23 protein-coding genes and 1 tRNA gene are annotated in these 22,955 nt (G+C 59.7%); 7 read left to right on the top strand and 17 right to left on the bottom strand.

Features of this window, described 5'->3' with window-relative positions; translation table 11 throughout:
- Window positions 1-9 precede the first annotated feature (9 nt).
- From FHS64_RS11030 to FHS64_RS11000, 7 genes are read left to right on the top strand one after another with little or no spacing between them, the layout of a single operon-like run.
- A complete protein-coding gene (locus FHS64_RS11030) occupies window positions 10-996 on the top strand; it encodes a FecCD family ABC transporter permease (protein WP_167178259.1) in 987 nt (328 codons plus the stop codon).
- Entirely contained in the window at window positions 993-1,769 is a 777-nt protein-coding gene (locus tag FHS64_RS11025; protein ID WP_167178258.1) for an ABC transporter ATP-binding protein, read from the top strand. The genes FHS64_RS11030 and FHS64_RS11025 overlap by 4 nt, the downstream gene beginning before the upstream one ends.
- Window positions 1,759-2,715: an adenosylcobinamide-phosphate synthase CbiB gene (gene cbiB, locus FHS64_RS11020; RefSeq protein WP_341771147.1), complete on the top strand. Its 957-nt coding sequence runs from the start codon at window positions 1,759-1,761 to the stop codon at window positions 2,713-2,715. The genes FHS64_RS11025 and cbiB overlap by 11 nt, the downstream gene beginning before the upstream one ends.
- Window positions 2,703-4,178 carry a cobyric acid synthase gene (locus FHS64_RS11015; RefSeq protein WP_167178257.1) on the top strand — a complete coding sequence of 492 codons (1,476 nt, stop codon included), beginning with the start codon at window positions 2,703-2,705 and terminating at the stop codon, window positions 4,176-4,178. The genes cbiB and FHS64_RS11015 overlap by 13 nt, the downstream gene beginning before the upstream one ends.
- Window positions 4,175-5,218, top strand: a complete 1,044-nt coding sequence (cobT, locus tag FHS64_RS11010) for a nicotinate-nucleotide--dimethylbenzimidazole phosphoribosyltransferase (protein ID WP_167178256.1) — start codon at window positions 4,175-4,177, stop codon at window positions 5,216-5,218. The genes FHS64_RS11015 and cobT overlap by 4 nt, the downstream gene beginning before the upstream one ends.
- Window positions 5,215-5,982 carry an adenosylcobinamide-GDP ribazoletransferase gene (gene cobS, locus FHS64_RS11005; RefSeq protein ID WP_167178255.1) on the top strand — a complete coding sequence of 256 codons (768 nt, stop codon included), beginning with the start codon at window positions 5,215-5,217 and terminating at the stop codon, window positions 5,980-5,982. Before cobT ends, cobS begins: the two co-directional genes overlap by 4 nt.
- A complete protein-coding gene (locus FHS64_RS11000) occupies window positions 5,979-6,491 on the top strand; it encodes a tyrosine phosphatase family protein (protein WP_167178254.1) in 513 nt (170 codons plus the stop codon). Before cobS ends, FHS64_RS11000 begins: the two co-directional genes overlap by 4 nt.
- Here FHS64_RS11000 and gspM read toward each other — a convergent pair.
- The 17 genes from gspM to FHS64_RS10915 all read right to left on the bottom strand — a co-directional run bounded on the left by gspM (window position 6,472) and on the right by FHS64_RS10915 (window position 22,854).
- Entirely contained in the window at window positions 6,472-6,915 is a 444-nt protein-coding gene (gspM, locus tag FHS64_RS10995) for a type II secretion system protein GspM (RefSeq protein ID WP_167178253.1), read from the bottom strand. The two genes, FHS64_RS11000 and gspM, sit on opposite strands and share 20 nt — an antisense overlap.
- Entirely contained in the window at window positions 6,912-8,000 is a 1,089-nt protein-coding gene (gspL, locus tag FHS64_RS10990; protein WP_167178252.1) for a type II secretion system protein GspL, read from the bottom strand. Before gspL ends, gspM begins: the two co-directional genes overlap by 4 nt.
- Window positions 7,997-8,977: a type II secretion system minor pseudopilin GspK gene (gspK, locus tag FHS64_RS10985; protein WP_243862944.1), complete on the bottom strand. Its 981-nt coding sequence runs from the start codon at window positions 8,975-8,977 to the stop codon at window positions 7,997-7,999. Before gspK ends, gspL begins: the two co-directional genes overlap by 4 nt.
- A gap of 11 nt (window positions 8,978-8,988) precedes the next feature.
- On the bottom strand, window positions 8,989-9,591 hold the full coding sequence (gspJ, locus tag FHS64_RS10980; RefSeq protein WP_167178251.1) for a type II secretion system minor pseudopilin GspJ: 603 nt from the start codon (window positions 9,589-9,591) through the stop codon (window positions 8,989-8,991).
- On the bottom strand, window positions 9,591-9,944 hold the full coding sequence (gene gspI / locus FHS64_RS10975) for a type II secretion system minor pseudopilin GspI (protein WP_243862943.1): 354 nt from the start codon (window positions 9,942-9,944) through the stop codon (window positions 9,591-9,593). Before gspI ends, gspJ begins: the two co-directional genes overlap by 1 nt.
- Window positions 9,934-10,389, bottom strand: coding sequence for a GspH/FimT family pseudopilin (locus FHS64_RS10970; RefSeq protein ID WP_167178250.1), 456 nt, complete (start codon window positions 10,387-10,389; stop codon window positions 9,934-9,936). The genes gspI and FHS64_RS10970 overlap by 11 nt, the downstream gene beginning before the upstream one ends.
- The gene (gspG, locus tag FHS64_RS10965; RefSeq protein ID WP_425542299.1) at window positions 10,361-10,840 is read right to left on the bottom strand and encodes a type II secretion system major pseudopilin GspG; all 480 of its coding nucleotides are present in this window, start codon (window positions 10,838-10,840) and stop codon (window positions 10,361-10,363) included. The genes FHS64_RS10970 and gspG overlap by 29 nt, the downstream gene beginning before the upstream one ends.
- An 8-nt stretch (window positions 10,841-10,848) precedes the next feature.
- Window positions 10,849-12,057 (bottom strand): type II secretion system inner membrane protein GspF, encoded by a 1,209-nt coding sequence (gene gspF, locus FHS64_RS10960; RefSeq protein ID WP_167178249.1) that lies wholly within the window; start codon window positions 12,055-12,057, stop codon window positions 10,849-10,851.
- The gene (gspE, locus tag FHS64_RS10955) at window positions 12,057-13,550 is read right to left on the bottom strand and encodes a type II secretion system ATPase GspE (protein WP_167178306.1); all 1,494 of its coding nucleotides are present in this window, start codon (window positions 13,548-13,550) and stop codon (window positions 12,057-12,059) included. Before gspE ends, gspF begins: the two co-directional genes overlap by 1 nt.
- The gene (gene gspD / locus FHS64_RS10950) at window positions 13,534-15,612 is read right to left on the bottom strand and encodes a type II secretion system secretin GspD (protein WP_167178248.1); all 2,079 of its coding nucleotides are present in this window, start codon (window positions 15,610-15,612) and stop codon (window positions 13,534-13,536) included. Before gspD ends, gspE begins: the two co-directional genes overlap by 17 nt.
- Complete coding sequence (locus tag FHS64_RS10945; RefSeq protein ID WP_167178247.1) at window positions 15,613-16,392, bottom strand: type II secretion system protein N; 780 nt, start codon at window positions 16,390-16,392, stop codon at window positions 15,613-15,615.
- Between the two features lie 238 nt (window positions 16,393-16,630).
- The gene (locus tag FHS64_RS10940) at window positions 16,631-19,300 is read right to left on the bottom strand and encodes a TonB-dependent receptor domain-containing protein (protein WP_167178246.1); all 2,670 of its coding nucleotides are present in this window, start codon (window positions 19,298-19,300) and stop codon (window positions 16,631-16,633) included.
- Between the two features lie 79 nt (window positions 19,301-19,379).
- Complete coding sequence (locus tag FHS64_RS10935) at window positions 19,380-20,876, bottom strand: hypothetical protein (RefSeq protein WP_167178245.1); 1,497 nt, start codon at window positions 20,874-20,876, stop codon at window positions 19,380-19,382.
- A gap of 265 nt (window positions 20,877-21,141) precedes the next feature.
- Window positions 21,142-21,218 (bottom strand) — tRNA-Arg (locus tag FHS64_RS10930).
- A gap of 143 nt (window positions 21,219-21,361) precedes the next feature.
- Window positions 21,362-21,667: an ETC complex I subunit gene (locus FHS64_RS10925; protein ID WP_167178244.1), complete on the bottom strand. Its 306-nt coding sequence runs from the start codon at window positions 21,665-21,667 to the stop codon at window positions 21,362-21,364.
- Between the two features lie 87 nt (window positions 21,668-21,754).
- Window positions 21,755-22,057: a sel1 repeat family protein gene (locus FHS64_RS10920; protein ID WP_167178243.1), complete on the bottom strand. Its 303-nt coding sequence runs from the start codon at window positions 22,055-22,057 to the stop codon at window positions 21,755-21,757.
- 77 nt (window positions 22,058-22,134) lie between these two features.
- A complete protein-coding gene (locus FHS64_RS10915; protein ID WP_167178305.1) occupies window positions 22,135-22,854 on the bottom strand; it encodes a glutathione S-transferase N-terminal domain-containing protein in 720 nt (239 codons plus the stop codon).
- Window positions 22,855-22,955 lie beyond the last annotated feature (101 nt).

Below are 22,955 nucleotides of genomic sequence, written 5' to 3'. Positions count from 1 at the left end.
GGAACGGGAATGACAGACGCTAAACGTCCCCTTCTGTATCTATGCCTGGTCAGTCTGGTCGCCGTGCTGGCTGTGGCTAGTATGAGCGCGGGCAAGGTGTGGGTGCCGTGGTCTGCATGGTTGGGAAGCAAGGGCGATCCTGCATGGGCAATCCTGTTTGAACTGCGTCTGCCGCGTACCCTGCTGGCTATGATGATCGGCGCAGCTCTGGGCCTGACGGGCGCAGCACTTCAGGGCTATACGCGAAACCCGCTGGCCGATCCCGGAATGCTCGGAGTCTCCGGCATGGCCGCACTGGGAGCCGTGACAACCTTCTATATGGGCAGTTTCGCCGCCGCTGTGTGGGTGCTGCCATTTTTTGCCATGGTTGGAGCAGCCTTGGGCGTCGTGATGCTGTTGCTGATGGCCGGCGTCACCTCCAGCAGCATCACCTTCATTCTGGCGGGCGTTGTCATCCAGACTGTTGCGGGGGCCGGTGTTGCCCTCGCACTTAATCTCGCTCCCAACCCATGGGCCGTCACCGAAATCGTCAACTGGCTGATGGGAGCCGTCACCGATCGCAGCTTTGACGAGGTGAAAATAGCTGCCCCCGGTATGCTGGCAGGATGCCTGTTCCTGTTGGGTCAGGGGCGCATGCTGGATGCCCTGACGTTGGGCGAAAATGGCGCGCGCACCCTTGGTGTCAGTCTGGTGCGCGGGCGGCTGTTGCTGACCTTCGGCGTGGCGCTTGCGGTTGGCTCAGCCGTCGCCGTCACCGGTGTCATCGGCTTTGTAGGGCTGATTGTGCCTCACCTACTGCGCCCGCTGGTCGGGGCAAAACCCTCGGCATTGCTGTTACCCTCTGCGCTAGGTGGAGCGGCTCTGACACTGGCGGCAGATATTCTGGTTCGACTTCTCCCTGCCGCAACCGAGGTAAAGCTGGGTGTGGCCATGGCCGCCATCGGCGGCCCCTTCTTCCTGATCCTGTTGGTCTCGATGCGAAGGAAGCTCGCATGAGCGATCTGGAAGCGAACGATCTTTGTGTCCGCATTGCCGGACGCACCATCCTGAACAATGTCTCTGCCTGTTTCGCGCGTGGCAAGGTGACGGCCATTGTCGGGCCCAATGGCGCGGGGAAATCGACGCTTCTAGACTGCCTCGTTCACTTACGGACACCACAATCAGGACGGGTTGTGCTTGGCGGTCAGGACATAGGCCGCATCTCCGAGCGTCAACGCGCCAGACAGGTCGCCTATGTTCCGCAGAATGCCGAAGTAGTCTGGGCTATCAATGGCGAAACCTTCGTCGGACTGGGCCGCACGCCCTATGTCGGCGCATGGGGTCTGTCTCGTGATGACCGCGCCTGCGTCAGTGCAGCCTTGTCCATGACCGATACCGAGGAATACCGGCACCGTGTCATCTCTACGCTGTCCGGTGGGGAGCGTGCGCGCATGATGATCGCCCGCGCACTGGCCGGTCAGCCGGAATGGTTGCTGGCCGACGAGCCGCTGGCGGGTCTGGATCCGGGACATGTGCTGGATATGGGCGATCTGTTCCGCAAGCTGGCCCGTGATCGAGGATGCGGGATCATCGTCACCCTGCATGATCTTGGTGCTGCACTGCGCATAGCTGATCGTGTGATCGTACTGGCTCAGGGACAGATCATTGCCGATGCAGCTCCGATTGAGGCCCTGACACCGGACGTCCTGCGCCAAGCCTACGGCATCGTCACCCAGACGCTTGATGGCGCGAATGGTCCCGTGCTCGAGGTTCTGGGCCGTGGGCTTTAATCTATTCTGGGTTGTGGCTGTGGCTTTGGTGCTGGAAGCGATCATACGTTGGCCCAGCCCCCTGCCCCATCCCGTCATGTGGATTGGCCATTTGATCAGCGCACTGGAAAAGCGCTGGAACAGTCCTGCATTCAGTGAGCCCACAAGGAAGCTTCTGGGGGTTCTGACAGTCTTGCTGCTGGTTCCGACCGCTATCGTCGCCGGTCTTGCCATCCATTGGCTTGCAGGCTTCCTGCCACGACCCATCGACATCGCCGTAATCGTTATGGCTTGTGTTTGCGGCTTGGCCTTGGGCAGCTTGTGGCAACACGTCAGAGCGATCCAGATTCCGCTGTCTGATATGCGACTGCCCGACGCCCGAAATGCTGTGAGCATGATCGTCGGTCGTGACACGGCCAGTATGGGCGAAACAGATATCGCCACAGCGGCCATCGAAAGTCTGGCCGAAAGCTTTAATGACGGGGTTGTCGCGCCTGTATTCTGGTTCGTTCTAGCCGGTTTGCCGGGGCTATTCGTCTATAAGGCCATCAACACGGCAGACAGCATGATCGGCCATATAGAGCCGCGCTGGCGAGCCTTTGGCTGGGCCGCGGCCAAGACTGATGACCTGATGAACCTGATCCCCGCGCGTTTGGCGGGGGCATTACTGGCCCTTGCAGGCTCGGTGACAGGATCGGCCACTAAAGGGTGGAGCATCATGTTCCGTGACGCAAGAAAACATGCCTCGCCCAATGCAGGATGGAGCGAAGCGGCGATGGCGGGTGTATTGGGTGTGCGTCTTGGCGGCACAGTCCGTTATGACGGTTTGGAAAATGCCCGCCCCGTACAGGGCGAGGGCCCCGCGCCTGTGGCATCGGACCTGAAACGGGCGATGACCGTCTATCTGTGGGCCTGTCTGGGGCTGTTTGTGCTTGTGCTGGGTGGAGGATTCTTGTGGCCGCAATAATGATTCAGGGCTGCGGGTCCGATGTCGGCAAGTCTGTACTAGTAGCAGGTCTATGTCGGCTGTTTACGCGGCGCGGACTGACAGTTCGTCCGTTCAAGCCCCAAAACATGTCCAATAACGCCGCCGTCACAGCACCTGACAGCGAAGGTCGCATAGGTGAAATCGGACGGGCACAAGCGCTTCAAGCCATGGCCTGTCGAACCCCGCCGACTGTCGACATGAACCCTGTCCTATTGAAACCGCAAAGCGATACAGGTGCGCAGCTTGTCGTGCGCGGTCAGGTACGGGGCAACTGGAAAGCCCGTGGCTATCAGGACCATAAGGCGGCCCTTCTGGATGTCGTGCTGGAGAGCTTTCGCAAGCTTGAGGCCGAGGCTGATCTGGTCATCATTGAAGGGGCTGGAAGTCCTGCGGAGATCAACCTACGCGATGGCGACATCGCCAATATGGGCTTTGCACTGGCCGCAAATGTGCCTGTCATACTGATCGGTGATATTGACCGCGGCCATGTGATCGCGGCGCTGGTTGGCGCGCATAATGTCCTTGAAGACGATGATCGTGATGCCATCAAAGGCTTTATGATCAACAAGTTTCGTGGTGACCCTCAGCTATTTGACGAAGGGCGAAAACAAATTTGCGCCCGCACCGGATGGCCCGATATCGGTATGGTGCCATGGCTTTATGAGAGCGCACTTTTGCCCGCCGAAGATGCCGTCGTGTTGCAAAGCACATTGAGCGCAGCGAGTGACCGCAAGCTGCGCATTTCAGTGCCCATGTTGTCTAGGATCGCCAATTTCGACGATTTCGATCCCTTACGTCACGAGCCGCTTATCGACCTGGACTTCATCCCGCCCGGTCAGGTTATTCCCGTCGATACCGACCTGATTATCATCCCCGGCACCAAGGCCACGCTGGCTGATCTGGCGTTTCTGAAGGCGCAAGGTTGGGACATCGACATTCTGTCCCACGCACGCCGTGGCGGACGGGTCATGGGCATCTGCGGCGGCTATCAGATGCTGGGACGCATGATCCATGATCCTGCGGGAAGCGAAGGAATAGCCGGTTCCGCAAACGGTCTTGGCTTGTTGGATGTCGAGACATGTCTGGAGGGCGACAAGACACTCAAGAGCGTGGCCGGTACACTGGGCCCAAGCGGGCCCGCTTTTACGGGCTATGAAATCCATATTGGCAAGACGACCGGCGCGGATACCCAAAACCCTGCCGCTTTTATCGACGGCCAACCTCAAGGTGCCATCAACCCCGACGGGCGCATTTCGGGTCTCTATGTCCATGGACTGTTCGACAAATCCGAAGCCCGTCAAGCGCTGTTGCCAGAACTGACCGGCCAGACCGTCAGTGTCGACCAGAGCCAGCGAGTCGATGAAGCACTGGACCGTATCGCCGAAGCCCTCGAACGCCATCTGGACATAGCAACCCTCAGCAAGATAGCCGGCCTGTCATGAGTAAACTGGACACCCTTCTCGCCATTCCGTCACTGGACCGCACAAGCCAGCAGCAAATGCAGGCTGCTGTCGATGGCAAGGCCAAGCCACCGCGCGCACTGGGGCGCATCGAGGAACTGGCAGTGCAGTTGGCGCTGATTCAGAACAAGCCCCTCCCCGCCGTACGCCGCCCACAACTTTTGGTCTTTGCTGGCGATCATGGCCTGACCAGTTCGGGCGTTGCCGCTTTTCCTTCTGCCGTCACGGTGTCGATGGTGGATACGTTGCTGGCCGGTCGTGCCAGTGCCAATGCCTTTGCCCGCGTGGTCGGCGCACAGGTGAGCGTGATTGATGCCGGTGTGGCGGCCGATTTGTCGGATCGGCAAGGCCTGATCCATGCCAAGATCGCCATGGGCACACAGGACGCATCCGAACATCCGGCGATGGATATGGATCAGGCGGTATCCGCATTGCTCGTAGGGGCCAGCATCGCCACACAGGCCATAGCCAATGGCGCCGACTTGATTTGTTTGGGGGAAATGGGCATCGGCAACAGCTCTGCGGCGGCGCTTATTATCCATCGCCTTTCCCCTGCACCGCTCCAATCCTGTGTCGGGCCGGGTGCCGGACACTCGCCCGAAGGTCTTGCGCATAAACACAAGGTTTTGGCCAAGGTGGCGGCCCGTACCGAAGCGACCGATCCACTGGACGTTCTCGCCCAGTTCGGTGGCTATGAAATCGCGATGATGGCAGGTGCGCTTCTGGCCTGCGCCAAGGCCCGTGTCGCCGTGGTGATTGACGGCGTCATCTGTTCCGCGGCGGCTCTGGTCGCCTTGCGGTTGGCACCACAGGCCCGTGAATATTGCATCTTTGCCCATGCTTCGGTCGAACCGGGCCACAAGATCATTATGGATGCGCTTCAGGCCAAGCCCTTGCTGGATCTGGATATGCGCGTTGGCGAAGGCACAGGTGCTCTTTTGGCTATCCCGCTTCTTCAAGCCGCCTGTGCCTTGTTGAGCGACGTGGCCGATCTGAAGGATGTGCTTGAGGCTTCGGCATGATCCGCCGAGAGCTGAAACTGATTATTTGCGCGGTACAGTTCCTGACGCGGATACCGACGCCCCAACTAAAACAGTTCGATCCCGCATGGATACAGGCCAGTGCGCGCTATTACCCGCTGGTTGGCTTGCTGGTTGGTACCCTGTCTGCCGCCGTGCTGTGGGGGGCTTCGCAACTGGTTTCGCCCTTGGTCGCGGCCTTGTTGGCTATCGCCGCGAGCATGGCCCTGACAGGGTGTTTCCATGAGGACGGCCTGGCCGATACCGCAGATGGCATAGGTGGCGGATCGACCCGTGAACGCCGTCTGGAGATCATGAAGGACAGCCGACTGGGCACCTATGGCGCATCGGTACTGTTTCTGAACCTGATGATCCGCGCGGGGTGTCTCGCGGCATTGATCGCGGTTTCGCCTGTTCTTGCGGCTATCGCCATGATTTGCGCCCAGAGTTTTGGACGCTCGGCAGCGGTGACTGCCATGGCCATCATGCCCTATGGCGGCAATCCCGGCATGGCCAAGGAAGGCAAGCCCGACCGCACAGGGGCGCACAATGTCATCATTGCCGTACTGATCGGCCTTGCGCCTTTCGCCATGCTTACACCCGTTATGGCGGGTGCCGGACTGGGGTTGGGCTTGCTCGCCGCCGCCATTCCGGCCCTTTTGGCGTGGAAGCATCTGGGCGGACGTACAGGCGACGTGTTGGGGGCCGTAGAGCAGAGCTTCGAGATCGGCTTTCTCTTGGCGCTTGGCGCTATCATCCGCCTATGAGTCGGATCATTGTTTGCCCACTGCATGATGTCAGTGGCTTGGTGCAGATCAACCGGCCCAGCCATGTCGTCAGCCTGATGTCACCAACCGCCGATCTGGATATCGGTTTGGCGGATGGCCAAGGCGAACACCTTGATCTGCGTTTCAACGACATCAATCAACCGCAAGACGGGCTCCTTGCGCCGTCCGAAAATCACATCCGTGCCTATCTGGATTTTCTGGACCGGTGGGATGGGTCTGCGCCGCTGTTGATCCACTGTTGGGCAGGTGTTAGCCGCTCTCCAGCAGCGGCCTATATCGCGGCAGTCGTCCGACACGGGATAGGGAGCGAGCACGACATAGCTCTGACCCTGCGCGCCAAAGCTCCCTACGCCACACCAAACCGCCGCATGATCGAAATCGCCGACAATTTACTTCAAAGACAAAGCGCAATGATTGTCGCAGTCGATGCCATAGGCAGAGGCTCGGACACGGCATGGGGCAGCAGTTTCAGCCTGTCTGGCCGCTGATCCGCAACGTACCGTCCTCATAGGCATCAATGCGCAGGGCCTTGGGCGACAGCTTGGCGCGTTCTAGATAGACCAGAAACGCCCGTCCGCTTTCGGATGGAATACGGTCCAGCTCAAAGCCCAATCCACTGCCCGATGTTGCAATCTGTACCTGAACGCCAGCCTGACGGGCCGCCTGTTCCAGTGTGCTGCGGGCGTTAGTGCCGGTTTGTGCATGGGCACGCGCGTATTCGATCTGACGGGTAACGCGCAGCAGACGCGCTTCCGCGGCCTGCCGTTCAAACGCAGCACTGTCCTGCCAGTATCGGACCGGCTGGATGACGCCATACCAGACCACAACCATCGTGATGAGAAGGCCTAGACCGATCAGCATGATCTGTTCGCGGTGCGTGCGGGATGCCCATAAGGCTTGCAGACGTCTCATCGGGCGGCTCCGATTACAAAAGCACATACAGTCTGGCCGTCCTCGCTGACGGGTTGGCAGTCGCGAAAATCAAGGCCGTAGCGCAACAACCCGTCACGGATTGCGGCGATGTCCTCGTTGCTACGGAGCTGTAATACCCCCCTCACCTCGCCGCCGATACCTGCGACTTCCGCCATGGTAGAGCCGGGTTTGTCCTCGATGACTGTGGTCAGCGCAGCAATGGTCTTGGCATAGCTCCCCAGTGGCGGTTGGACGGCAAGGCGGCGCTCTGCTTGCTCCAGTGCATCAGCCTGTCGGGCCAGATCGGGCATGAACTCAACGGCCTGAGCCTTCGCAGCAATATTGGCTGTGTTCTCGACCCATTTGTCGTGAGCAATGTGGAACAACCCAACCCATGCGGGGCTGAGAGCCAATACGGCCGCCAAGGCTGCAATCTGTTTCCAACCAGCGGTTTTGCGCCCCTTGGGTGTGGCGCTGGACAACAGGTTCAGCGGACAGGAAACGGCCCCGTAGGCAAGCGTATCAAGTGTCTGATCTGGCTCGATCCATTGGACGGGCCTGCCATCGGTTATTGTCTTAACCCAGTCGCTCGCGACAATCACTGCCAGTCCGTCACCCGAGACGATGACACTATCGGTTTCGGTGCGCAGGGCATGAACAACCTCGCCCTCAAAAGGCACACACAGTTGGGCAGGAACAAGCGAGGCGACATTCAATCCGGCTCCCTCGATCCAGCTTTGCCATGCAGCCAAAAGCGAGCGTCGAACCACGGCCACAGGCGTCGTACCCGACGGCGATATCTGCCCAAGCACCACCTCGTCATCGACCAGATCGTGACCCAGCAATTCGCTCATCTGCCATCGGGCAGCCGCCACCTGCTGTAACGGCGAGCCTTTGGGCAGAGTCAGCCAGCGCACAGACACATCCTCGGCCGGTGCAACCGCGATCCCGTCTGCGACCATTTCAAAGGTCGCATCGGGTGGCAATAGACCGCGTTCCAGCACATTCCCGTCCACGGACAGTTTGCGCCAGTTTGCCGCCATACCTGCAGCGGCAGGCAGAAAGACTATGGTTTTCGCGTTCATTCTTCGGTTGTCCAACGGCGGATAACAGTGCGGGTCACGCCATCGGGCATGACCTGTAAAACAAGGCTGCGAACGGCGCGGCTGTCGCCGGCCTGAACGTCGATACGGATGTCGAAATATCGGGTAACGAGGCCGGTCTGGGTTCGCATCTGCTCGTCTGCGACCACCTCGTTCAGAACAGGCTGGGTCCAGAAGGCATCGACACTCTGCCAACCCGCAGCGGGGCGATTTCGGATAGCTGCACGAGCCACCCCTAACGACATCCGCCCTTGGCTGAGCGCTACGAGCAGAGGGGCTTGTTCCGGCGACATCGTATTCAGATTGAACCGTGAAAGGCGCGCTTCGGGTAAGGCGCAGACATAGGGGCGCAACTGACGATAAAGGGCGTCATCAACGCCTTTGACGGCCCGTATTTCGCTGACATCGGCCAACATCAGGCCACCCGTTCGATAGGGTTTTGGTCGAGACGCGTAATAGCTGTCTTCGGCTCCACCTGCGCCACGAACATCCTGATCGGAATCCATCCAGTCAGTCAGACTATCTGCCAGCGCCGTCACGCGCGACGGCTCCAGCCCCAGCGCACTGCCCAAGGCTATAAACTGGCCGATGCCTTGTTCCTGTGCGCGTAAATCTTCGCCTTGGCCCAGAACCAGACTGTTCAGGTTGAAACAGTTTTGAGCGTCCCTCACGAGGGTCTGCACCTGACCGACATCGGTATCGACGCTCACGGCCTGTCCGTTCCAGCGAGGCGTGATGGGCGTGATCCGGAGATTGGTTTTGGACAGCCGCATGATCTGCGCAGCCGCGACAGATTCAGCGATGGCCGCATGGGCCTGCATTTCTGCCAGATGCTCGACATTGGTTGTCCGCCGAACCGTAAAGCGCACATCATCCAGTATCAGAACGCACACCGCGGCCATGACGGCGACAAGCAGCAGAACGGTCAGCAAGGCCATCCCGTCGCGTTCAGCGGGCAAACGATTGCGCCTCATCCGCCCGTCACCAGCAACAGCATTTCCACGGGGCCGTAGCCTTCCAGAACCATGCGGATGCGTACGGCATCGGGAAGCGGTCGCTCGGTCGAACTCAGATAGCCCGGCCCTTCGGACTGGCCCTGAATGAGCGTGACCCGAACATCCGAAACGCCACGGTAAAGCACCTGTGCCGGATTGGGTGCTCCACCATCCAGATGCCGATAGGTTCGCCGTTCCAGACGGTTCTCGACAAGGCGGTATTCGACCTTTTGCAAGCTGGGCCGAGCGTCGGATTCCGGGTTGCTCCATCCTGCACGAACAAGCGTTAGCAAGGGGGCATCAGCGGATTGACCGGTCATCACGGGCGCAGAAAACGGACGTCCCGAAACGCCACGCGTCCGCCTCGCGGTCATTTGCGACACATCGCTTTTGAGCATGGCCGTGGTGCGCTGGAACTCGGCAAGCCGCGCCGCATGGCCCTTGATGGCAAAGCGGGCATCGACCACCTGCGACAGAACCAAAACACCTGCAGCAGAAATCAGGGCAAAGACCGCAAGCGCAATCATAACCTCGACAAGGGTAAAGCCCTCGCGTGATTGGCGTGGCGAGTGTTGCATCACCGCCCGTCCACGCGATGACCAAGACGACGGGCGATCTGTTCGCCATCGCTGAACACACGCACTTCGATGACATTCACACCGTCACGCGAGACGGGGGTATGGCGTATCCAGTCCCATTGACGGCCCGCCATCTGGACCTGCCCTTGTGTGACTGATGACAAACCCAGAACGGCCTCGGCGATCACCTTGTCCGCCACAACGGCCCCCAGTGCCTTCCGCTCCATCATGGCCGTGGTGCGGGTGCTTTCCAGTGAAAGCTTCACCAGAGCCATCGCCGCCAGAGAAAACACCGCCAGCGCCACCAGCATTTCGATAAGGGTAAAACCTTCGCGGCGATGATCACGGCGCAAGCGAAACCTCCCCCGCGCCATCGACACTGACGGTCATGTTGCGATTGTCTTTGGACAGGTGAATCTCGACAGGCTCGGTCGCCCCGGTCGGATCAAACACCAGCCGCGCTGTCTGTGCAGGCGCAACGCCTTGCGACCACTGCGATCCCTTCAAAGCCCCCGTCAAAGGTTGCCAATCCACGCCGTCAAAAGCCTGAAAGCGATAGCCGTCCGTACTCATGGTAGCCGCCACGCTGCGGTTGCTCAGGATCGCCTCGTCACGCGCCATGACCAGACGCGCAGCCAGACGTTCTGCCTCTACAGAGACAGACGGTCTGGGATCAGGTGCAGATAGCACAACAGCCGTTGCGGCCAGTCCGATCACCGTAATGACCACCATCAGTTCGACCAGCGTAAAGCCCGCTCTGCGCGGTGGCCTAGAGGCTCCAGTTGCCGATGTCGGCATCGTCACCCTCGCCTCCCGCCTTACCGTCAGCCCCGAACGACCAGACATCGAATGCCCCGCCGTGGGTGCTGTTGCGGCTGTACTGATACGGATTGCCCCACGGATCCGTCGGCAGACGGCGCACATAGCCGCCCTGACGATAGCGATCCGGTTGGGCCAGATCGGCGGGCGGCGTTTTAAGAGCCGCCAGTCCCTGCGGGTCACTGGGGAATGTCATATTGTCGAGGCGATAGGTTTCCAGCGCCTGTTCCAGCACGGCGATATCGGCGCGGGCCTTGCTTTGCATGGCCTTGTCCTGACTGGGCAGCACATTGATCACCACAACCGTCGCCAACAGGCCGATGATCGTAATGACGACCAGAAGCTCAACGAGAGTAAAACCCTCGCGCCCGTCGTTATGGTTATGGCGGCGGCTGTTGCGGATAGACTGGACAAGCTTGGACAACATCATGACCTCGTTCACCCCATAGCCAGGGTGTTGATCTGCAAAATGGGAAGAAGGATCGACAGAACGATCAGCGCCACGACGCCGCCCATCACCACGATGATGACCGGCTCCAACAGGCTCAGCATGACCGAGGTGAAGTTAGCGAATTCGCGATCCAGATAGTCGGCGGCGCGGGCCAACATCGGCTCCAGACGGCCGCTGGATTCACCGGAGGCTGTCATGTGGATCAGAACGGGGGGAAACACCCCCGCCCGTTTCATCGCAGACGACAATCCGCCGCCTTCGCGCACAGCCTCGGCCATGGCTTCGGTAGCCTGACGCAAAGCGCGGTTGGAGACTGTGCGGGCGGTGATGTTCAGACCTTCCAGCACCGGAAGACCCGCGGCAATCATGGTCGCCAAGGTACGGGCCATCTGCGCCGCGTGAAGATCGCGCACCAAGGACCCGATCATCGGCAGGCGCAGGATCATGGCATCCGTCTTAAGCCGGAAAATCTCGCGTCGGCGGGCAACACCCAAAGCCACCAAGGCTACGATTGACAACAGTGCCGCCAGCCATCCCCACTGGGTCATAGCCCGCGACAGACCGATGATGGCGCGCGTGAGCAAAGGCAGCGCCTGTCCCATGCTATCGAACTGTTCGACCACCTTGGGCACGACAAAGGTCATCAGCGCGATGACGACGCCCGTCGCCACAACCGCCAGTACGCAGGGGTAAACCACAGCCGCAATCACCTTGCCGCGGATTTCCTGATCGCGTTCCAGCCCGTCGGCCAGTCGCTCCAAAATAGATTGCAACGCCCCCGATGCCTCGCCCGCCTTGACCATGGCACGATAGAGGGGCGGAAACGCCGAGCCTTGCGTGGCCATGGCCTCGGCCAAGCCACGACCTTCCAGCAGGGCCGTATGAACGCCTTCCAATGCCTGTTTGACATTAGGGCGATCAGCCTGCGCCACCAGTGTCCGCATGGCTTCTTCGAGAGGCGTCACCGATACCAATGTCGCCAATTGTCGTGTGGAAAGTGCCAAGGCCTTAGCGGAGAGTCGTGACTGGCCCCGCCGTGGTGCCGACTTGGGTGTCTCCTTGCCTTCGCGGATTTCCAGAACCAGCATTTGGCGCTGCTCCAGCTGCTTTCGAACAGCGTCTGTATGGCTGGCTTCAATATGGCCGCGTACGGTGCAACCTGCGGCGTCCACCGCGACATAGGCAAAGCCGGCCATCAGGCCGCAACCTCGATGGTGCGATCGCCGGTAACGCGGACAGCCTCGTCAACCGAGGTCACGCCATCCAGCACCAGCTTACGCACGCTGTCGGCCAGCAACCCTGAACGGTTCGCGCCAAAAGCGGCCTCAGCTAGTTCCTCTTCTGAGGCAGACGTGGCGATCAGTTGGCGGATGCGGTCATCAACGCGCAGGGCTTCATAGACACCCTGCCGGCCCAGATATCCAGTCTGGCTGCAATGGCTGCACCCGACAGGACGATAGTGATGGCTACCTGCGGCAACGCCGAGACGGGCTGCCGTAACCGCGTCCAGAACGTCTTCGCGGCGACATTCGGTGCAGAGTTTTCGTACCAGTCTCTGAGCCAGTATCAGCCGCACACTGGAGGCCAGAAGGAACGGCTCTACGCCCATGTCCCTCAGGCGCACAATCGCCCCTGCGGCGTCATTGGTGTGAACCGTAGACAGCACCAGATGCCCCGTCAGCGAGGCCTGAACAGCAATAGAGGCCGTCTCGCTATCGCGTATTTCCCCGACCATCACCACATCGGGGTCTTGGCGCAGAATGGCCCGTAGACCCGCCGCAAAGGTCATGCCCACACGGCTGTTGACCTGTGTCTGGCCAATGCCTTCGATGGCATATTCGACAGGATCCTCGACCGTCAGGATATTGCGCTGGCCGTCGTTCAAACCTGACAGAGCGGCATAAAGGGTCGTGGTCTTGCCCGATCCGGTCGGGCCTGTGACCAGGATCACCCCGTGCGGTTCCGATAGCGCCAGATCAAAGGCTGTACGCTCACGCACGCCCATGCCGAGTGCATCCAGATCGACACCGGCCTTATCGCGGTCGAGAACACGCAAAACCACGCGCTCGCCCGCCCGCGAAGGCAGTGTCGAAACACGCACATCCAGATTGCGCCCGCCCAGCATCAGCGCGATCCGCCCATCCTGAGGTACGCGCTTTTCGGCAATATCCAGCCGCGCCATCACCTTGATGCGCGACACCAATAACGGGGCCATGCGCGGGTTCAGGCTCAAAGCTTCACGCAGCACACCATCCACACGAAGGCGCACCAGAAGGCGGCTCTCGAACGTCTCCAGATGGACGTCCGATGCCCCTACCCGCACCGCCTCGGCAATCACGCCATTGATCAGGCGGATGACCGGCGCGTCATCGTGGCTGTCCAGCAAGTCCTCGGTGGCGGGCATTTCCTCAAGGAGGCCTTCCAGCCCGCTGGGAATAGCCAGGTCATCGTTCGCATCTGAACCTAGGGCATTGCTGGCATAGATTTCCGACAGACGGCGTTCGAACAACGCATCGTCAATAATGGCCACATCCAGCGGTCGCCCCAAAAGCCGCCGCGCCTCGACCAGAGCCATTGGATCGACACCATGACGAGTACCGACAGCCATCACATCACCGGCCTGTAACAGCACCACGCCCTCGCGTCGTGCAAAGCTGTAGGGCAGCTTGGGATCAGCGAGCATTATCATCATGCGTATCCGATGAAGGCGCTGTCAGGGCTGCGGGCGGCTGGGTGCGCATATAGTCGCGCAGCAATGCATCAAGGCTGGGTTCGACATCCGGATGCATGGCCTGCTGTTGGGCGCGCATATAGCCCCAACGATCGGCGCTGAGACCTTGTGCATCTTCCGGCGTGCGGATGATGGTCGGACGCAGGAACACCATCAGATTGGTGCGCCCGCCCTGTCGGCTGGTGGTGCGGAACAGATGACCGATAACCGGAACATCGCCCAAACCCGGTACGCGGGTCGTTTGCAGACGCTCGTTCTGGTCCAGCAAGCCACCGGCAACAGCAATGTCGCCATCATCGACCACCAGCGTCGTTTCCAACTCGCGCTTGTCCAATACGATATCTGAGGCCGAACGGGTCAGCACGCCATCAATCGCCGAGACTTCTTGCTTCAATGTCAGGGTGATCGAGCCACCGGAATTGATCTGGGGCCGCACAGTCAGCCGTACACCGATGTCTTTGCGCTCGGTCGTGGTGAACGGGTTGGAATTGCCGTCCAGCAGGGTCTGGCCGGTCGTGATCGGCACTTCCTGCCCCACGAGGAAGGTCGCCTCCTCGTTATCCAGCGTCATGATCGACGGGGTCTGCAACAGGTTCGAACCGGCGTCGGTCTTGGCCGCATTGATGATAAAGCCGAACAGGCCATCACCACGTTTGCCCCCAAGTCCGCCGACAAAGCCGTTGGCCCCCAAAAGACCATTCAGGGCGATATTCTGGAGTTGCTCACGCAGCGGATCGTCTTTGTCCAACTTGTCCGACGCAACGCCGCCAAGTATCGGCAGCATCGGGCTGGAACTATCCGAATAATTGGTCAGGCCCGCGCCGTATTCACCCGCCGCAACCCACTGGACCCCCAGTTCGCGCACCGCATTGTCGGACAGTTCAACCACGATGGCTTCGATCAGCACCTGCTGGCGGCGCACATCCAGACGGCGGATGACGTCGGTCAGGGTACGTTGCAGATCGGCGGGGCCGGAAATCACCAGTGCATTGGCACCGGGAAAACGGGCAATGGTGGCACGTTGACCTGTCTCGGTGACAGTGGTGCTGCCGATAGGGCCAGTCTGTTCTGCATCCGACGCCATCGCGGTGCGTGCTGTGTCTGCCGTACTGGCTGCGCGGGCAATACCGCCGTTGCGGAGCGCCGAGGTCCGCGAGGATTGCGTGTTCCCCTCTACAGGCTGGCCGACAATCTGTTGCAGTACAGGAAGCAACTGCCCCGCATCGGCATGTTCCAGAAAGATGACGGTCACGTCCTGATTGGCGCGGGAACGACCATCCAGATCAGCCACCAGACCTTTGACCCGTTCCAGTTGTCGCGCATCGCCACGCAACACGACCGAGTTCGAACTTTGCACGGGCGTTACCGTGATATTGGCGTTTTGGCCCAGCACCTGTTGCAGCACATTGGCGATCTCGCGGGCCGAGGCGTTTTCCAGCGCGATGACCTGATAATCGCTGCGATCCACGTCGATGCGCGAAACCAGTGCACGGATGCGGCCCATATTGTCGGCATAGTCGGCCACCACGACATTATTGGCGGCTGCATTCGGCAGGACCTGTCCTTCGCCACCAACCAGAGGCCGGATTGTCTCGGCGGCCGAGGCGGCATCAATGTGGCGCAAGGTGAAGACCTCGGTCACAAACCGCCCGACCCCGACGCCAGACGGCCCTTGGGCTGCTCCTGCTGCCGGACTGATACGGTAGGCCCCTGCTCCTGTCTGGTTCACGACAAGATCATTGGCCCGCAGCGTCGAGAGGAACAGCTCGAACAATTGCGCCGAGGTCAAAGGGCGCGGGCTGGAAACCGTTACCGTACCGGTCACTGCCGGATCGACGATAAAGGTGCGTCCTGTGCGACGGCCTACGTCCTGAACAAAGGCACGAATATCGGCATTCTGGACATTCAGGGTCTGGCGTTCCTGCGCCATGGCCGCCGAGGTCAGCCCTGTGACAGGCATCTGTGCGGCCAGCGCCAGAACCAGAACCGAAGGAAGCAACAAACGGGATCGGCGCGTCATTTAGCGTGTCCTGATGGAAGTCATGCGCCGCTGTCCGCCGCGCTCGTATGAAATTTCAGCCGTGGCAGCATTGGACAGCCGCTGGCGAAGTGTGTTCAGCGCCTGAGGCGAGGTCAGAGCTGTGCCGTTGACCGATAAAATGATGTCGCCGTCCTGAAGTCCTGCGGCGGTCAGTTGGGTGGAGTTTTCACCTGCGCTGACCTGCAATCCCTTGATGGAAAGCCCGTCCAGCTTGGGGCGCAGACCGGCTTCGGCCATCAGCTTGGCCGGATCGACCACAGCGGCCTGCGCCGTTGCGGCTTCCGCGCTTGGTGGGGGCACGTCCTCTTGCGGGGCTTCAGTCTGCGACACGGCCATGTCGGGGAAACCAACGCGCAAAAAACGTCCGTTCATGGCCACGATGACATGATCTGGATTTACGGTTTTGAGGATCGCGCCGGCGCTTAGTTCCTCGCCGACAACGACAGAAACCTGCGTGCCATCAGGAAGGCCTATGATTGCCGAACCACCCCCTGCGCCGTCCGAGCTGACACCGAACAGGTTGAATCCACCCGTATCACCACTGGTTTCGACGGCGGCTTGACCTTCCGCAAAAAATGGATCGACGCGATTCAAAACCGCCATGTCAACCGTGGCGGGCATAGCAGAAGATGCATTCTGGAGTGCCGGTTCAACAAATACCCAAAGGGCGCGGGCCAACTGGACCACAATCGCCAATAGCAGCACCAAGGCGAGCCCGTTGCGCCAATTCTGCGCCAGACCGGATACCGGCCAACGCAACTGCCCTATGGGTTTGAGGCTCTGAAACAATGGCCGATGTCCCGACATGCGCTTCTCACAGAAACGCTATGTCCGGCACCTAGCCGTGATCGTCCGTACGCGGCTTGCATGTCAAAATGACAGTCGGGCGAAATTGAAATGACGATCGCTCAGGATACGGAACAATGTTTTCGTCAAAGAAAAACCGGAGGCTCTTTCGAACCTCCGGCCAAGTCATAACGCTAAGGGAGGAATAGCGTCAGAAGCGTGCGGTCAGGCTCAACGAGAAGCTCTGTCCCAGTTCGTAAGCATTCAACAGAATGCGGCCATTCTGCTCCTGGAACTCCTCGAAGTCCGTGCCCAGAAGATTCCGCGCCTCGAAGGCCAGACCCATATCCTGTCCCTTGATCGTGAAGTCCTTGCGGTACACGAAATCAAGGAAAGCCCCCGGTTCCTGAAGGTAATCAGGTTCGCGAGAACCGCCCGTACCAGCCCCGCGTGCAGTGATACGTTCGGAGACATAGTTCAGGATCAGCGTCGCTTGCGAACGGGCTGTATCGTCTTCCCAGCCCAGTTGCATGTTCGCGACATGCTCGGACTGTCCCTGCATCCGCACACCGTCATGAATGAAGAATTTAGCCTGTTCCGGCATACCGGCACCACCAAGTGTCATGACCGTATCATCGTCACCGACGCTGACCTCGCTATCCGACCAGGTGTAGTTGGCCTGGATCAGCCAGCGCTTGTTGGCGATGAAGTCGCTATTGCTGGCGAACTCGTAATATTTCTTCGCTTCCAGCTCGATGCCCATGATGGTGGCTTCGGGCGCGTTCAGGAAGGATTGCTGGCGCTGGTTGCCGACATCGACGATGACGGCCTCAACCGGCTTGTCCATCTTCTTGTAGAAGACGCCAGCGGTCACGAACTGCTGCGGTGCGAAATACCATTCCCAGCGGGCATCAAGGTTCAGGATCTCTGTATCGACCAGATACGGGTTACCGATAAAGATGCGGTCGCTTTCAGGGTCGGTATAGGTCTGCGGGGCCAGTTCACGGAACTGCGGACGGCCGATGGTCTTGGACACACCGAAGCGGATCTGCTGGTCCTCGACGACGTTCCATGTCGCCGTGAACGAAGGCAGCCAGTAATCGGCATTGTTCTCGGTCGCCTGATATGTGGGGCTACCGGCGAACAAGCTACGCGGGGTCACGCTTTGTTTGCCATCTTCGTAACGCACACCAAAGGTTGTGCGCAGGGTCGGCCAGAACTCGGCATCCACCATGGCATAGGCCGCGTTGGTCTTAAGGTCGGCATCATAGGCGCTGGCCCCGTTGCCACCGGCGATTTCACGCAGCTGCAAGGTGTTCGGATTGATGTTGTAGTCCGAGAACAGATAGTCCACGCGGGCCAGACGCTGGCTGTCCGTCAGGCCGTTGACGGCTTCGAACTGAAGATCGTGGCGCTCGGCATTACGGGTGTTGTCCAGCGTCGCCGCACCAACCTTGATGGTCGCCTCGCGGCCCGCCTGCATCGGCAGCGAATAGGCCAGATCGACACCACCCGACAGAACTTCGTCCTCGAGCTCCGAGAACGAAATCAGGTTGCCCTGCACGTTATGGATAGAGCGGCCACTGGCATCTACGCCATACTGGAAGCGGGTTTCATACGGGGCATCGCGGGTGGATTTGGCATAGGCCGCACGCCAGTCCAGCTTCCAGTTACCGCCGCCCAGATAGTGCTCGCCCGCCAGTTGCGTGGTGAACAGTTGGCGCTCGAACCATTCCGTATAGTCGTTACGGATGATGGTGCCGCCAGCGTCAAAGTCCGGACCGGCAGAGGTGCGGGCTTCCTTGGTGGTGCTGCGGACGTACATATTCGTCCACTTCACCTCGTGGTCTTCATTCGACAACGACAGTCCACCCAGGAAGTTCAGGCGGATATCGTTCTGGTTCGACTGAACCGTATAGGACGAACGCGGCACCAGACCGTCGCCCTCGAACATACCTTCCTGCTGGGTGGCCTCGCGGGCGCGCCAGCTATTGTCGTAACCGGCGGCAACGATCACACCCAGATCACCCAGCCGGTTCGGACTGGTGAATCCGCCGGAGATTTCAACGCTGGCATCCACCGGTGTCTGCTGCATTTGCAGCAAACGGAGCGGCGCATTGACCAGCGACTGTCCCATCGCCTGAAGCTCGTTGACCGAATAGTTGGCGCGGTTGATCTGCTTGCCTTCACGGAACGCCAAGGCGATCTGACTCGGCAGTTTGCGGGTGTCGTTATCGAACCCCGTCCAGTCGGTGTCCGAACCGTAATAGACCAGATTATCCTTGCCGGTCGTCTCGGTATTGCCACCAATGCCGACCTTCAGATCAAGGAAGGCTTCGGCCGGTGCTTCAACCGTCGACAGGTTGATAACACCGCCACCGAACTCGCCGGGGAAGTCAGGCGAATAGGATTTCTGGACCTGAACACCTTTCAGCACACTGGCCGAAAACAGGTCCAGCGGTACCACGCGCTGTAGAGGCTCCGGGCTGGGCAAAGGTGAACCGTTCAGCAAGGCCGAAGAGTATCGCTCGCCAAGGCCGCGCACATACACAAAGCGCCCCTCGACAATCGACAGGCCCGTCACGCGGGTCAGGGCTGCGGCTGCGGTTGAATCGCCCGTACGTTGCAGGTCTTCTTGCGTCAGGAACGCAGCGACCTCGGCCGTGGCGCGGTTTTGCTGAGGAATATTACGCCCGCGCACGATGATTTCCGCGACCGAGGTCGGGCTTTGATCATCGGCTTCGGTGGCCAGATCAGCGGCGGCGGACGGGGTGTCGGAATAGACAGATTGCGCGAGCGCCGTGCCCGGCAGCATCACGGATGCGCCAAGGGCCGAGGTCGCCAACAAAACCCTGCCCAAAGTCAGTTTGGTCGTGTTCATGAGGCTTGCCTTGAAGTGGGAAGTTAAAGCCGGAAAGCGGCGAGGTTCCCCTCGCCGCTCCGTTCTTGTGGCTAATCGATCAGCACTTCGCGTCGGTCAGGCCACAGGTCCAACCACGCCACCACGTGTCGTTGGCATCCTTGACGGCACCGACATAGGTGGTGTCCGTAAAGTAGCTATGGATGGTCGAGGCCTTGTACGGCGTCACTGCGGTTTCGTTGGCACCGTTGATGAAGCTAAGCACCTGATTGGTGATCGAAGCGCCTGACGGTGCCGTCAGGGTCGAGGTACCCTTAGCGACATTGTTGGTACCGGCAGTGAACACGCCTTCCGAGCGGACCGCATTGCTCGGACGGTACGAGATTTCGCATGACATGAAGACCGAGTGGAACACCGGACCCGAGGTCGCGGTATCCGCATCGGCAATGTCGAGGCAGCCCGCCTTGGAGCCAGCGACGCTGGTAAAGACCGAGTTCACGACGCTGGCCTTGGTGCCGGTGTCGAAGTGGGCCACGGTGTGTGCGTCGGTCGGCGAGTTACGGCCCACCATCGTCCAGTTGGCGATCTTCGGTTGCGAGATGTAGCGCGAGGCCAGCGGCGTCGATGCTGGTGCCGCCGAGAACTCGAAGCCTGCCGAGCGGCTGGTGGCATTCGGTGCACGCTGGGTCACGATGCCGAACTGTGCGCCACCGCGCCAGCCGGTATCGGTGTCAAAAGCGTCGTCGTCGGCACCGGTGATGACGATGTGGCGCAGGTTCACATTGCCACCGAAAATCTCGATACCGTCATCCGACGAGTTGTGGGACTGCACATACTCAATCGTGGTGCCCGAACCGACACCAGCCAGTGTCAGAGCCTGAAGCTCGTTGCCCGTCGCGATTTCAAAACCCGAATAACGAATTTGCACATAGCGCATGCGGCCCGAATTATCGGTCGGTGTGTTGCCGCCATAGAAAGCGTCCGTACCTTCAACCTGACCCGTGCAAGTAACAGGGGCGGTCAACTGGCAACCGGCTTGCGGTGCACGCCCTGCAATCACGATGCCGCCCCACTGACCGTGCGAGTTTTCGCCGGTCGAGCCTTCAATGTTCTGGCGGCTGGTAAAGATGATCGGGTTGGAAGCCGTGCCCTCGGCGAAGATTTGCGAGCCACGGTTGATGATCAGATAATCGCCGCCGCCCGATGCGAACAGCTTCACACCGGCTTCAACGGTCAAGATGCCTTGGGTGCCCGTGGTCGAGCCTTGGGCCAGACCCATATCCACGCCCACCGAGGTACGGCCCGAGATCGAGTAGATGGTGCCCGCACGCAGCGGCACAGTCAGATTACCATTGATCTGGGTCGGCAACTGGCAAACGCGTAGGCTGTTATTGGCAATCGTACCGACATTCGAGAAGCCGGTCGGGCAATCTGCTGCGGCTTGGCCATTGCCGCCACCGCCACCGGTGCCGCCACCACCCGAACCGCCATCACCAAAGCCGCCCTCGCCGGGCGATGCGACTTCAGCCGAGCCTCCGCAGGCAGCCAATGCCAAAGTGCTCGCTGCCACAGCGAGCATGGTTTTGAAGTTGCTCATAATGTTCCACCGCATATCTAAAGCGAAGCAGCAGGAACCAGACGACCGCTATCGATCTTTGCCCTCCTGCCTTGGCGGAGAGGCTTAGTGGAACGTCAAACCATGACTTGCGCGAAGTAGTGAAGTTTCGGTGGCCATTTTATGGAACATGGTTCGGCTACGGACGAACATCACAAGCCATCAAGCGCACCGGTAAAATCGGTACACGAACAAAACTCTGTAAATTTCGCTGCAAAACAATCGGGGTCTAATCCCCCTAAAACCTTGGCGCGCCCTGAAGGACTCGAACCTTCAACCGTCCGCTTAGAAGGCGGGTGCTCTATCCGGTTGAGCTAAGGGCGCATAAGATATCGGTTCGGACGGATAAGGGCGTTCGCGAACCGGGGCAAGCCACCTGCCCTATTTCATCGCCAGAAATACAAAACGGGCCGAGACATAAAGTCTGCGACCCGTTCGAAACTTAGGTGATGTCGAAAGACGCGCTTTTAGTGCGTCCAGGACTGCTTACGGTTGGTGGCGAAATTATCGGCATAGGCCTTGATGATCACCGGCGCTTCATTCGGCTCGTGCAGGCGGAATGCGATGCCATGACGCTCTGCATAGGCAATAGCGTCTTCTTTGGTTTCAAAGCTCAGGCGCACCTGACCGTTCATATCGGTCGTGCCGCTCCAGCCCATCAGAGGGTCGTTGAAACGTGCGGAAGACGGCTCGAACTCAAGACGCCAGTCGCTCGTCTTGGCCTTGCCGGACTGCATAGCGGTCTTGGCTGGGCGATAAATACGGGCGAGCATGGGCGTAGTCCTCAACAAACAGTCGTGAGCCGTCCATAACCTTCCCTGCGCTGCGGGTCCAGACCCACGAGCCCTAGAGATGCGATATCAGGCGGCGCAATGCGCGCTGTCGGTATCAATCCAGCGTCTGGCGGCACGTTGAGCCTCGGCCAGCTCCTCGCTGCACATCTCTTCGCTCATTTCTTTGCGATAGGAACGGGCTTCGAGAGAACCTTTCATAGCCGCCAGATTGAAGATCATGTGCGCGGAAACGCGATCCAGAGGACAGCCATCCTGACCGGATGAATAGGCCAGACCAAGCCTGAACAGCGCCTCGCCATCCATGTCCGGTGTCGGTAACGGCAGGTGATCGGCCACAAGATCAGCGGCGTTTTCGAAATGCCCAATCATTGTCAAACCCTCCATGCAGGAACCTTCTGTCCCTATGAATGCAAGGTCATTCAAATAACAACGGTTTGAAGTTTTGGTTAACGGCCCCGCTGGCCAAACAAAATCTGCCGTGCGGCCTCGGCATCTTTGCCCTTGTCTCCCAGATTACGCCGTAAATCCGCGCCGACGGCCTTACCTTTCTGGACTGCAGGTCGAGCCGCTATTCGCGCATGCCAAGCCTCCAGCTTCGGGAAATCATCAAAGGATTGACCTTGAAGTCGCGGCAATATCCACGGCCAGCAGGCCATGTCTGCAACCGAATAATCGCCGGCCAGATAATCGCGATCCTGAAGACGGCGCTCCATCACCCCGTAAAGGCGATGGGTTTCGTTAGTGTAGCGGTTGACGCCATAGGCCAGTTGGCGCTGATCCTGAATCATGGCCGGAGCGTACTGACGAAAATGGTGGGTTTGGCCAGCCATCGGTCCAAGTCCTGCCATCTGCCAGAACAGCCATTGATCCACCTCGATGCGGCTGCGTTCGTCGGTGCCGTAAAACAGGCCTGTCTTGCGGGCCAGATATTGAAGTATGGCCCCGCTTTCAAAAAGGCTGATTGGCTGGCTATCCGGCCCATGCGGGTCAATGATCGCGGGCATGCGCCCATTTGGGTTCAGGCGCTGAAACTCGGGCGTGAACTGCTCGCCGCCACCAATATTAAGATAGCGGACCGTATAGGGCAGCTCCATTTCCTCAAGAGCAATGGTGATCTTGTGGCCGTTCGGCGTCGGCCAGAACCATAGTTCGATTGGTGCGGACATCGGTGTTGCTCCCAGCAAATGCGGACGGAATAGATGAACACCATTCGACCAAACAGCAAGCGAGCCGCCGGTCAGGTGCCACCTCTGCAAGATGAACCAAG

Origin of the sequence: Brevundimonas terrae (assembly GCF_011761985.1) — a bacterium.
Lineage (GTDB): Bacteria > Pseudomonadota > Alphaproteobacteria > Caulobacterales > Caulobacteraceae > Brevundimonas > Brevundimonas terrae.
The sequence above is the reverse complement of the archived record's forward strand: the minus strand, read 5'-3'. Positions and strand labels throughout refer to the sequence as shown.

Coding starts and splice junctions, on each gene's coding strand:
- FHS64_RS11030 (WP_167178259.1), top strand. CDS start 10: ATGACAGACGCTAAACGTCCCCTTCTGTATCTATGCCTGGTCAGTCTG.
- FHS64_RS11025 (WP_167178258.1), top strand. CDS start 993: ATGAGCGATCTGGAAGCGAACGATCTTTGTGTCCGCATTGCCGGACGC.
- cobT (WP_167178256.1), top strand. CDS start 4,175: ATGAGTAAACTGGACACCCTTCTCGCCATTCCGTCACTGGACCGCACA.
- cobS (WP_167178255.1), top strand. CDS start 5,215: ATGATCCGCCGAGAGCTGAAACTGATTATTTGCGCGGTACAGTTCCTG.
- FHS64_RS11000 (WP_167178254.1), top strand. CDS start 5,979: ATGAGTCGGATCATTGTTTGCCCACTGCATGATGTCAGTGGCTTGGTG.
- gspM (WP_167178253.1), bottom strand. CDS start 6,915: ATGAGACGTCTGCAAGCCTTATGGGCATCCCGCACGCACCGCGAACAG.
- gspL (WP_167178252.1), bottom strand. CDS start 8,000: ATGAACGCGAAAACCATAGTCTTTCTGCCTGCCGCTGCAGGTATGGCG.
- gspJ (WP_167178251.1), bottom strand. CDS start 9,591: ATGCAACACTCGCCACGCCAATCACGCGAGGGCTTTACCCTTGTCGAG.
- FHS64_RS10970 (WP_167178250.1), bottom strand. CDS start 10,389: ATGCCGACATCGGCAACTGGAGCCTCTAGGCCACCGCGCAGAGCGGGC.
- gspG (WP_425542299.1), bottom strand. CDS start 10,840: ATGATGTTGTCCAAGCTTGTCCAGTCTATCCGCAACAGCCGCCGCCAT.
- gspF (WP_167178249.1), bottom strand. CDS start 12,057: ATGGCCGGCTTTGCCTATGTCGCGGTGGACGCCGCAGGTTGCACCGTA.
- gspE (WP_167178306.1), bottom strand. CDS start 13,550: ATGATAATGCTCGCTGATCCCAAGCTGCCCTACAGCTTTGCACGACGC.
- gspD (WP_167178248.1), bottom strand. CDS start 15,612: ATGACGCGCCGATCCCGTTTGTTGCTTCCTTCGGTTCTGGTTCTGGCG.
- FHS64_RS10940 (WP_167178246.1), bottom strand. CDS start 19,300: ATGAACACGACCAAACTGACTTTGGGCAGGGTTTTGTTGGCGACCTCG.
- FHS64_RS10935 (WP_167178245.1), bottom strand. CDS start 20,876: ATGAGCAACTTCAAAACCATGCTCGCTGTGGCAGCGAGCACTTTGGCA.
- FHS64_RS10925 (WP_167178244.1), bottom strand. CDS start 21,667: ATGCTCGCCCGTATTTATCGCCCAGCCAAGACCGCTATGCAGTCCGGC.
- FHS64_RS10920 (WP_167178243.1), bottom strand. CDS start 22,057: ATGATTGGGCATTTCGAAAACGCCGCTGATCTTGTGGCCGATCACCTG.
- FHS64_RS10915 (WP_167178305.1), bottom strand. CDS start 22,854: ATGTCCGCACCAATCGAACTATGGTTCTGGCCGACGCCGAACGGCCAC.